The organism is Acidiluteibacter ferrifornacis (assembly GCF_009909615.1).
Lineage (GTDB): Bacteria > Bacteroidota > Bacteroidia > Flavobacteriales_E > Vicingaceae > Acidiluteibacter > Acidiluteibacter ferrifornacis.
Map to the genome: position 1 here is coordinate 298,856 of NZ_WWNE01000003.1, position 12,152 is coordinate 311,007.

Below are 12,152 nucleotides of genomic sequence, written 5' to 3' on the forward strand. Positions count from 1 at the left end.
ATGCAAGCATACAACTTATCACATCTAAGTGAATTAGAATCAGAAGCTATTTACGTTTTACGAGAAGTAGCAGCACAATTTGAAAACCCAGTATTATTGTTTTCAGGAGGAAAAGACTCCATAACATGCGCTCACTTGGCAAGAAAAGCATTTTGGCCTGCCAAGATTCCTTTTACTTTTATGCATGTTGATACAGGGCATAATTTCCCTGAAACAATTGAATTTAGAGATTATTATTTAAACAAATTAGGTGTCAACCTCATCGTAGCTAGTGTACAAGAATGCATTGATCAGGGTTTGGTAACAGAAGAAAAAGGTTTTAATGCAAGTAGAAATGCATTGCAAACCGTGGCATTACTCAAAGGTGTTGAAGACAATAAGTTTGATGCTGCAATTGGAGGTGCTAGAAGAGATGAAGAAAAAGCTAGAGCAAAAGAACGTTTCTTCTCTCATAGAGATGACTTTGGTCAGTGGGATCCAAAAAATCAACGTCCAGAATTGTGGAATATCTTTAATGGAAAAAAGAATTTAGGTGAAAGCTTCCGAATATTCCCAATTTCTAATTGGACTGAAATGGACATTTGGCAATACATTTTAAAAGAAAACATAGAATTACCCTCCTTATACTTCTCCCATGAAAGAGAGTGTTTTATCAGAGATGGAGTTGTGATGTCAATAGGTGAACATGTTCCTCAGCGACCAGAAGAAACTACTGAAAAAATGACTATTCGCTTCAGAACCATAGGTGATATGACATGTACGGGAGCCGTATATTCTGATGCAGATTCCTTAGAAAAAATCATCGAAGAAGTTGCCAGTACAAGAGTTACAGAAAGAGGCACAAGGTCTGACGATAAACGATCTGAAGCAGCCATGGAGGACCGAAAGAAGCAAGGCTATTTCTAATTTATTTTTAACCCAACTGATAACGTTTTAATCAACGATAGATACCCAATTACCATGAGTAAAGACCCTTATTTAGATATGGAATTATTACGCTTCTCTACAGCAGGAAGTGTTGATGACGGAAAAAGCACCTTAATAGGAAGGATGCTATACGATTCCAAATCAATCTTCGAAGACCAATACGAAGCAATAGAAAAAACAAGCAAGAAAAAAGGCGATGAGCAAGTCAATTTAGCCTTATTAACAGATGGGCTCCGTGCAGAAAGAGAGCAAGGAATTACCATAGATGTAGCCTACCGTTATTTTGCTACTCCTAAACGTAAATTTATCATTGCCGATACTCCAGGACATATTCAGTACACCAGAAATATGGTAACAGGAGCGTCTACTTCTAACTTGTCTATTATATTAGTAGATGCTAGAAAAGGAATAATTGAACAGACTTATCGGCATACATTTATATCATCGTTATTAGGAATTCCACATGTAGTATTCTGCATTAACAAAATGGACCTTGTGGATTATGATGAAAAAGTATTTCAGCAAATCAAAAAAGATATTGAGGCCTTTTCATCGAAATTAAATGTAAAAGACATACACTTTATTCCCATTAGCGCACTGAATGGTGATAATGTGGTGAATAAATCCACTAAAATGGATTGGTATCAAGGCGGAACACTGCTTTACTTACTAGAGAATATACACATTGGAAGTGACCACAATCATATTGACTGTCGTTTTCCTGTTCAGTATGTTATTCGACCTCAGTCTGCTGAATTTCCTGACTACCGGGGTTATGCAGGTAGAATTGCTGGTGGTGTGTTTAAACCAGGCGATGAAGTTGCTGCATTACCATCAGGGTTTACCTCAAAAATAAAAAGCATTGATACCGCTGATGGAGAATTAAAAGAAGCTTTTGCCCCACAATCGGTTACAATTACTTTGGAAGATGAAATTGACATCAGTAGAGGAGACATGCTGGTTAGAGTAAATAACCAACCAAAAATAAACCAAGATATAGACATGATGGTTTGCTGGATGAGTGATAAGCCGCTTATTAAAGGCGGGAAATATGCATTAATTCATACTACAAACGAAGCCAGATGTATAATAAAAGATGTGAAGTATAAAGTAAATATCAACACGCTTCATAGAGAAGAAGAAGATAAAAATATCGGCATGAATGACATTGGACGTATTTCAATTCGAACAACTAAGCCATTATTTTTCGACAGTTACCAAAAGAACAGGAACACAGGCAGCTTAATTCTTATTGATGAAGGAACCTTCGAAACAGTAGGAGCTTGCATGATTATAGATTAATAAAAAACCACTCTTTTGAGTGGTTTTTTTATTTTCATTTTTTCATTAATTAATTCTAATGTCTATTGGTATAGTATAAATCACACTCGCCTTTCTACCTGATTGTTCTCCGGGATCAAATTGAGGCAAACTATTAACCACTCTTATCACTTCCCTATCCATTGCTTTAGCACCATCAATACCTTTTAAAATTTTCACATTATCTACATTACCATTTTTATTCACTACAAAGGAAACAAACACTTTTCCTCCTTGTCCTCTATCCTTTACTGACTCCGGAATACGTATATTTTCAGCGATAAACATACGAATCGCGTCTTCAGTACATTTGGCTCTGGATGCATTATCCAATAAAGAGCAATCACCGAGGCCCGGCATCAATTCTACCATTGGCAATGGAGCCTCTTCAATAACTTCTGGAGGCATAGGCGCAATAATAATTTCAGTAGGTAGTTCAATAGGAGCTACTTTAGTAGGCTCTGGTTCTGCAATTGCGATTGTTTTTACCACCTTTATTTGGTCTGTAATGGTTTTAGGAGGTTTGGGTTTAGGAAGGGGTTCCTCTGATTTGAGGATTATAATCGGAATTATTTCGTCATCAATTTCATACACTTTAGCATTTTTTACAGTTGGAATCAACTTAGGTGTTGTATATTGAAATGCTAACAACGCCAATGACAAACTGGCGACTAATCCAATTTGAAAAAACAAACCTCTTTTACGTTCAAGATTTTTTGAAGCACTCTTTTTAGTTTCCATAGCTTTTAGATTAAGGTGAATAAATAAAAAGTAGATGTGCTACATAAATTTCAGATTAATGGGAACGAACTGAGAATAGAACGCGAACTCAAATCAAAATATTGCGTTAGTAAAATCATGCCAATACTCTTGACGTAAACAAAAAAATCCCGCTATAATCATTATAGCGGGATTTAAACCTATAGGTTATTTATACTTATCTTAGAGTAAAGTTAACTGGTATGTTATACCTTACCTTTGCTTTCTTTCCCCTTTGTTCTCCAGGAGTAAACTTTGGCATTGACTCTACAACTCTAATAGCTTCTTTTTCTAAAGCTTTTCCTCCAATTCCAGAAACACCCTTCAAAACAGCAACATCAGTTACATTTCCCTTCTGATCGATAACAAACGTAACGAAAACACGTCCTTGCGTGTCTGCATCTCTTGCCATCGGTGGATATACGGTATTGTTTCCAATATACTTTTGTAATTCTGCATTGGAACAAGCATCCCTTTCTGCCTTGGGCTTTGTCTCACATCCAGGAAAAATTGGCATATTTTCTACAATCATAAAAATTTCTGCCTCTTCGATAATTTCCTCTGGTTGATCAAAAATTTCGGTAGTCTGATCCGCTTCTGAATCTTGAATCTCAACTTCGTTCTCAATCTCCTTGTCATCCTCCACAATTTCTAATATCTCTTGTGGTGGTGGCGGTGGTGGCGGTGGAGGTGGCGGTGGTTGATTCTGCATTGTAATGGGGATAATTTCATCCTCAATATCCTCTACTTGTAGTGTTCCTAAATCGGACACTGCCTCGTAGGAGCGATACTCAAATGCGGCCAACACAACCCCTAAAGTAATCACCAAGCCGATTTGAAAAAACAAACCACGCTTTTTTTCTAGGTTAACTTTTGGACTTTTCTTTGGTTCCATATTGATATTATTTACGGGGCATAAAAATAGTAATTTTTTACGTACTCCCTTAGAAATGTATGTTAATTAAAATTTAAGTGAATTTGACCTATTATTACTTCAATCATTTATTTCTACTACGCCTCAAGTATTTTCTATAGATAATATAACTCGAAAATAGTATACCTATTGTGTTCGCCAAAAAGTCTTCCCATTCCCCACTGCGTCCTTTTACTAAATAGTGTTGTATCAATTCTATTAGTCCTCCAAAAAGTACACTCCAATAAGCGCTAAATAATAATTTTGATAAATTAAAACGCTCTCCTTTGACATAACCAAAAGAAAGTAGCCCAACTAATATGGCATAAAATATAAAGTGGACAATTTTATCAGAACCTTTAAATAAGGGAATGGGGATTCCTTCTAAAACTCGAGTACTTAAAAACAATACACCGACCATCCAAATGATAGCCGGTGTAAAGTATATTAATTTGTTAAGTTTTTTAAGCAATTTCCGCTTGATAAGCTTCTGCTGATAATAGATTTTCTACTTCTGATGGGTCACTCATTTTAATTTTTATCATCCATCCAGATCCGTAGGCATCATCATTTACACTTTCAGGAGCGCCATCTAGGTCTTCATTCATTTCAATCACTTCACCTGATAATGGCATAAAAAGGTCTGATACCGTTTTTACCGCTTCAACAGTACCAAAAACATCTCCATGGTTCAAGGTGTCGCCAACAGTTTCTATTTCAACATAAACAATATCACCTAATTCGCTTTGAGCATAGTCCGTAATCCCTACAGTTGCAATATCACCGTCTATTTTAATCCATTCGTGCTCTTTAGTATACTTTAATTCAGAAGGAACATTCATCTTATTATTGTTTTAATTTATGTTTCAAATTTAGTATTTCATCCTTTATTGTGAAAGGGTAAAACGCAAACTAATTCCAGCATTTGTATTAGCTGTTGGAAAAGAAGAAGAAATAAAAGGTGTATTCATGATCCGATCAAAGAATGCCCTAATATTTAATCTGGAGCTAAACACATAGTCAGCGGTAAATTTAATTGAAAAGATACGCTGACCTGCAGTTAATTGATTCTCATTTTCGACTATTTTACGAATGACGGTCCTGTTATTCCGAACTGAGAAATCCGCTCTTAAATCTACATCACTCACCTTCTTATTGTCTTTTGCAGAAAAAGGAAATTTTACATTCTTCAATCGATAACCTAATCCTATCACCACTTCAGTCCCCTTCACTTCTGTGATTTGATTATTATTTAAACTCATCGACATATTTCTGTCCTTTTTATATTCAAGTCTGGTTAGTAAACTATTATTCCAGGTCATATCAATATTCATCAATGGGCTAAATTGCTCACTAATGCTTACAGAGGCGATTTGTTTTCTTGGTATAAAGTCTCCACTATTATTTAATCGAGTATCGAGGTTTTCTTCATCAAAGAATGGATTAGTTGTAAATGAACCTACATTAAAAGTAGAACGATATCTATGACCTATGGTGAAGCTTCTAAAGTATCGCTTAAAAAATTCTAATTTAGAAAGCCCATCATAAGTAATACTCCAGTTTGGCACAGGAATTCTACTGGTAATCTCACCTAATTCAAAACTACTAGCATCTGAACCACTATACGCTGATAAAAACGAATTAATTAACACCTCTTGAGATGTGCTTCCATAGCCATCTGCATAAACCCCACCCATCGTATCAGTATAAGTGAAGGTAGAGTAAGGATTATCATTTCCTAATCGTTGAGAAATAATAGAACGACTTGCTAAAAATTCATCGAACACTTTATTTTTATAGGTATCATCATCATCTTTTACAAATGCTGTTCGGATACTGATAAAACTTGTACTGAAACTACCGTTTACTTGAGTCGGTCCAAAATCATATCCTCCTAAAGCACTAGTATTAGAATTTACTAGAGTATCGTTCCAGATATAGTACCTCGAAGTACTTTCTGAATAGGTTTGATTAGCAGTCAACTCAATTCTCAAATCTTTAACAGGTTGAAAACTAGCTCTAAAATTCAGATTTTTGGAATAGGTCTTTGCATAATTCCCCGAAATAAAAAGAGTTCCGTATTCGTTTCCTTCTAATAACCACCCTTCATTCAATGCTCGATCAAAAAATTGTGTACCAGGCTCTTGCAGTCCGACAACGAATCCAGCACCAGGCGCTTGGAAATTACCATCGAAACCCAAAACATTCATATCTCTATTATAATTGGGCAAAACTGTACCTTCATTAACGCTATAACTTCCAGACATGGTTTTTAAGCTCATGGCTAAACGACTGAAATTATCAATAATGTGAGTTCTAAAAAAACTAGGTTCGTCTTCCTTTGTAGTATCTTCTATTTCACCTGCCTCTACCTTCTTTCTATAGGTTTTATCTGCTAATGTTAATCGTTTGATTTCGTCCTTTTTCTTTTTAGGTTTACTCAATTCTCTCAAATATTCCACCTTGTTATACAAAGAGGTCATATTAAAGTTTGTATTCAATGCATAGTTACCTGAGTTTTTAATAGTCGCACCAAGGGAGTCTGCATCTATATCTCCGTTCAAAGTCCAATTATAGCTACCTGTATAAGTGGCATTGGCTGAAATCCACTCAAAATATGGAATCTTAGAAAATGGAAGCGTATAAGTCAAATTCACATTTTGGGCAAACTGCGTATTAGAACCAAACTTTAACACATTGTCCCACACTTCATTTGTAAACTGCTTATATTCATCTTTAACATCTCGGTCTACTCTTCCTTCGGGCTCACCAATTTGTGCCATATTATTGGCATTATAATTAAATATCAAAGATTTAGTAATGTTATAACGTAAAGAGTATATTCTATTCCAAGTAAATGTTTTTTGATAAAAAGGTGCAAATTCAAAATAAGAGGTATTATTTCTTACTTGTCTTTCATTATACGTTCTATTGACCTGTGTTTGAAAACTATATTGGGTAGGATACAGGTTGAAATTAATGTCTTTTATTAATGTGAAGGCTTTCCTTTCCTTAAAGAAATTTACATTTTTAAACGGCTCTATTGCTAGTGGTTTAGCGGTATAATTATAATTAATCCCTCCACGATAAGTTTTTCTGTTATCGTATTCCGTATTGATATCCCTATGAAAGGTCTCCGTATAAGCATAAGATACAGCGAAGTTCTCAACATCAAAAGGTAGCATCTTTTCCTTAGTAGGAGATCGTTCTTTTCTAACGTTAGTAAAGTTAATGCTCTTAGTTTTGGTATAATCATCTGTTATTCTACGAATGGAGTCTCTATAATCTTGAGACAAGTCATCATCCTGAATCAGATCATTTAAAGGGACATCGGGATCTAATGGATTATACTCCGGTCGAATAATATTTTCAGATACTCCAAAATACATGGGGATGCTAAGTCTAGCTTGTTCGGGTAGCAACTTACCTAACTCTACAGAGGTCGATAAATCATATTGCATTCTAGTCTCTCTTTGGCGTTCGTTTAGTTTTTGTTCTAAACTCCCCCAACCTGGAGTACTCATACTACCTGATAATGTAACAGCACCCAAATCTGCAATTTGAGCTGTTGCTCTAGCAGTAGCTGCCCATCCACCTTCATTATCAAAATCAGAAAGTCGTAGTTCATTCACCCAAACTTCTGCACACTTTGGTAACCCATCATCTTGAAAAACAGTCTCCCCTGTTCTCAAGTTTTTAACACCAATCATGACCACTCTCACTTCGGCGAGGTTGGGATTACCCTTTACACGAATGGTATTTTTCTCTCCATCTGGTTCAGAATAAGCGTTAGTAATACTAATTCCAGAAGAAGGGTCAAGCATTCTTACATTTCTATTCTTCTTTACGGCTAAAAGTTTATCAAACTCTAGGTCAATGTTATTTGCTTCAGGCCAAATTAAATCTGGACTACTGCTAGTTGTTCCAAATGGAGTAACTGTAAGTGGAACTTCGTATTCATAATAGTTCTGCTCAAAGTCAATTGCTAATCGCATTACAACAGCTATCTCATTGTCTCTTAAGTCACCTTCTTGCCCCGCAGCTTCAGCGTGAGCATACATCTTAATCTTCTTATACTGACGGATATCCAAATCTACATTTCTATAAACTGATCTCGTATAACCATCATTTAAATTACAGACATTCAATACTAACGATTGCTCATTTATTTGCCTTAAATTAGTTGTTCCAAAATCAACCTCTCTTTGAATTCCTGGGGGTATGGTATAATTAATTGGAAATCGATTTGAGTTTTCTTCCACGTTTACAGCTGAACTACTAAAAGTGGTTGAGCCTTCTTCATCGTTGTGGGTATCACCTGGTATCAGTTGATCATTAGAGTACTTTCTCCATTCCCCTCTTACTAAACCCAATTGAGCAAATCGAACTACTATATTGTCATCAAACCCTTTTAAGAACATTCTCATGAATCGAATCGACTTAAAATCGCGAATACTTCCCACAGTCTTATCTGGCTCTCTGATTGGAATCTTAAATTGGATCCATCTTACTTCTTTGGTTTCCCCATTTGGTGCTTTTGCTGTAGCGGTGAGCACATCAGTAATATAGTTACTCCCCACATTTTCTGTTCTCAATGCCTCAGGAGATAAATTCACTTTATATTGATAGTAGGCTTCTGTTCGATCCAAACTGAAGTTACCATTAAGATCTTCATTGTCTGGTAGAGTTGTTGACGAAGTTGAAAAGTCTGCACTAGTAGACTGAGCAGGCGAGTTCCCTTCAGTTCCATTGAAACGCTTATACCGCTCTAAAATAGAAAGTTGCTGTTGATCATAATCAGCTCCTCTGTAATAATGAAAATCATCATTTGAAGGATCGGCACTAAAATCATTAAAGGCATTTGCATCCAACGTATTTTGCAGTTGGGTCATATAATCTGTGAAATTACTACGCTCTGCATCGTTCTTTAACCCATCTAAACCAACATCTTGATTATCTCTAGCATTCGGATTATTGTCAAAAGCATTTATGATATAACTTACGGTAGGAATTCGTCCCCAAATCACCGAAGATGTATTTTGATTCCCTCCTTCACTAGGCAATCCGTTTTCAAACATCAATCGACCATCTTTCAAGATATCTTCACTTATACTACCGATATTGAAATATAATTCTCCTCCTTTTTGATTAGGGTTACCATCTTGTTCTGCAAAAGGATCCATTACCCAGAACTGAATAAATCCAACGTTAGAAGCTTCAAAATCGCTAGTTTGCAAATCCCTCATAATTCCTCCCCAACGAGTTGTAGGATCTTTCAATGTACCATTTGGATTCAAACCGGAAGAAACTCCAGGTCTTCCTGAGACATCATAGTTATAAGGTCCTCTTTCTGTTGGATAATAAGCTAAATCAAGAGTTTGGATTAATTGATTTTGTGCAGGATCTACAGCTTTATTTGGAAAAACTTCTGTTTGTAAAACCCCTCTCGAATAATTATTTGCTTGAGAATCTGAATTCTTTAAATACCCAGGAGTTCTGCTATCTGTTTCACTGAAAAACAAAGGATCAATACTATACCAAGCCAATTGGGCACGGTTAAATCCGTATGCTAAATCTCCATTGAAATTACCTTCTGGAAATAAGTCTTCTTGTCCTTGAGGAGTACTAGCTAATCTCCAAGCATTAGCATTTCTAATCTCAATAATAGACTGTGACCCTTCAAAATCATCTATATATGCTACTCCAGCCTTTGAAATTGCTCTTGAGTTTCCAGGAAATAGTCTGGCAAACTCCCCTTGCACAGTTAAAGTAGACTTTTCCTTGGTATCATAAAATGGTAGCTTATCCGCCAAAGTTGTCAAAAATGGAACTTCCGTTCTATAGGTTCCATCCAGTCCTATCACTGTATTAGATATGGGTTCATCACCAATATTAATCTTTCGGGTGATGGGTCTTTCGGTCAAATTTAAAACAGTTCCCCCCAAAGAGAAGTCTTTAGAAACTCGATAATCAAACCTAGAACCTATTAATGTTTTTGTTTGAACATTAAACAAAGAATTACTTCCTAATGAAATCTTTATAGGAGTTCCTGATTCTAATATTCCTTGATTTAGTATAGTAATTCTACCCAAATTATAATCTACCTGATAATCTTGATTTTCAACCAATGGAGCTCCCCCCGCGGTAACAACCACCGAGCCTTGAGGAATATTAAAGGTATTCAATGAAATTTCAGAAGATGAGCTAGATTGGTAGCTTCCTTTAATGGTGAATCTGTTGTGAGCCGCATCCTGTTCTGCTAGAACTTGCGTTGTGGTATATAAAGAATCGAAAGCATACTTATCTCCCAATTCTTGCGTTCCTAGCTTCTGTCTCAATGTTTGACCAAAAGGCTCTAATACAGGAAAATAGACACGACCATTCTTTTCATTGATCGTAACGCCAGGTATAAAGTCAAATACACCGTCTCCTGATTCTGTCTTAGCGTTGTTAATGGTCATTCGATCCAACTCTAACACATTTAAAAGAGGGGTGTTATCAATAGGGGCTGCTGGAATAAATGGAATTTCAACTCCCGTTTCCGAATTCAAATACCAAATTTCAAATCTAAAGTCGGTTGGATTAATATTAAATGCATCTAAAGAGTATACGTTCTTCATCATCAAATCCCACATGGGCATGGTAGTATTGATAATGGATCCTTTCAGCAACTTTAAGTATAAAGCATCTTGACCATCAATTCCGTCTGTAGACAGATCTCCAACTTGATAAACTTGACCATTGTAAGTGTATCGATAAGAAACAGCTAAAATGTCTTGCGGATTCAATTGGCGGTTTAAAGAAATATAACCCAGCTGTCTATTAATGGTATACTCTGAAGGATTCAATAATACGGCATTTTGTAGCCGTTCATAATCATCTCCGGTCCGAAAACCAGCAGCGGCCAATGGTTGATCTGCATTATTAAAATCTCTAATTTGTTGCGCCCCAGGAAGGTCAGCGTTTACACTTTGATACAAACTATTTGTCCCATTGGATGGAACTTGTATTGAACCTGTAGGTTGAGCTAAGTTTCTATTAAAAATTCTGTTTTGCTCTGCTAAGTCAGTAAAAGCTATGATGTTTTTTGTATTGGTAAAGGCACCTTGATTATTGGTGACATAGATTTCAATATCGGTAATTTGAATCCTTGAATTTACACGTGGGGGTTCTTGTAATGCTTGTTCATAACTTTCTCTAAAAAAATGAGAAAGGAAAAAGTGCTTATTGAATTCATATTCTGCAGCAGACTTTTCAAACTCTTGAATTTGAGCTCCTCCTTTCACTTCAATAGACTTCCGTTCACCCTTTTCTTGTGAGAATATTGAGGTCACCCTTAATCGACCAAATTGCAATTCGGTTTTTACTCCAAATAATGTTTGACTTCCGTTAATTAAAGAACTCTGTAACGGTAAAGAAACATTTCCCGCTTCAATTTTTTGAATAATTTCATCTTCATATCCGGTGTATTCCAATTTGGTTTGATTTTCAAAATCGAACGTCGCCTCAGTATTATAACTAGTTGAAAGCTTCAACTTTTCTCCAATATTTCCAATTACATTCAGTTGAATTCGTTGATTAAAATCAAAAGAACTCGTTCTTCTTTGACGTTCAGGTATAATTGGATTATCACGCTTTGAAACATTAACACCAAAAGATAGTTCTGCTGAACCTTGAGGACGTATGTCAATAGTATTCCCTCCAAAAATCCGGTCAAACAATTCGCCCTTAACCTGCAACTGTGGTCTAAATCCCTCTGAGCGCTCTATCGTTTCAGCATCCGATTTACTTTTCCAGTATTCCTTCATACGCTTAGTCGCATCGTAATTAGCGTAATCTTCTAAACTCATATAGGTTGGGCTACGATAATATTTTTCACCTAACCTTTCGTAATAATTGTATTGTCCTGTTTCTGGATCGTACTCAAATCCTGATTTGATGTTGGATGGAGTCTTAAGGTACAGAGGACTTTTGTCTGTTGTAAATGGATCGCTACTATTGTCGTTAAAAGGGTATATTAAATCAAGTGTGTCATCTTCAGTAGAATCAATTGGGATACTAATCGTAAACTTAGTATTGTCTTTGAGAAAAACTTTCTCCTCCAAAAGCTCTTCCTCGTAGGGATAAGTCTCTATAGAAGAATCGCTAGCACCAGTTGAGTCATAAATAACTCCGAAAAGTGCTAAAGCGACTATTGACCTAAATGTATACTTAACGCTAATTTTCAATGGGG

At 36.1% G+C, this 12,152-nt stretch carries 7 protein-coding genes; 2 read left to right on the forward strand and 5 right to left on the reverse strand.

The features are described from left to right. Entirely contained in the window at positions 1 to 906 is a 906-nt protein-coding gene (gene cysD, locus GQN54_RS01575; protein ID WP_160631276.1) for a sulfate adenylyltransferase subunit CysD, read from the forward strand. Positions 907 to 960: 54 nt separating this feature from the next. Then, positions 961 to 2,229, forward strand: a complete 1,269-nt coding sequence (cysN, locus tag GQN54_RS01580) for a sulfate adenylyltransferase subunit CysN (RefSeq protein ID WP_160631278.1) — start codon at positions 961 to 963, stop codon at positions 2,227 to 2,229. 45 nt (positions 2,230 to 2,274) lie between these two features. Here the strand turns inward: cysN and GQN54_RS01585 are convergent, their stop codons facing one another. The 5 genes from GQN54_RS01585 to sov all read right to left on the reverse strand — a co-directional run bounded on the left by GQN54_RS01585 (position 2,275) and on the right by sov (position 12,147). Further along, positions 2,275 to 2,988, reverse strand: coding sequence for an energy transducer TonB (locus GQN54_RS01585; RefSeq protein ID WP_160631280.1), 714 nt, complete (start codon positions 2,986 to 2,988; stop codon positions 2,275 to 2,277). Between the two features lie 196 nt (positions 2,989 to 3,184). Continuing rightward, a complete protein-coding gene (locus tag GQN54_RS01590) occupies positions 3,185 to 3,901 on the reverse strand; it encodes an energy transducer TonB (RefSeq protein ID WP_160631282.1) in 717 nt (238 codons plus the stop codon). A 103-nt stretch (positions 3,902 to 4,004) separates the two neighbouring features. Continuing rightward, complete coding sequence (locus GQN54_RS01595; RefSeq protein WP_160631284.1) at positions 4,005 to 4,391, reverse strand: VanZ family protein; 387 nt, start codon at positions 4,389 to 4,391, stop codon at positions 4,005 to 4,007. Continuing rightward, entirely contained in the window at positions 4,384 to 4,761 is a 378-nt protein-coding gene (gene gcvH, locus GQN54_RS01600; RefSeq protein ID WP_160631286.1) for a glycine cleavage system protein GcvH, read from the reverse strand. Before gcvH ends, GQN54_RS01595 begins: the two co-directional genes overlap by 8 nt. Before the next feature lie 45 nt (positions 4,762 to 4,806). Further along, complete coding sequence (gene sov / locus GQN54_RS01605) at positions 4,807 to 12,147, reverse strand: T9SS outer membrane translocon Sov/SprA (RefSeq protein WP_160631288.1); 7,341 nt, start codon at positions 12,145 to 12,147, stop codon at positions 4,807 to 4,809. Positions 12,148 to 12,152: the final 5 nt, after the last annotated feature.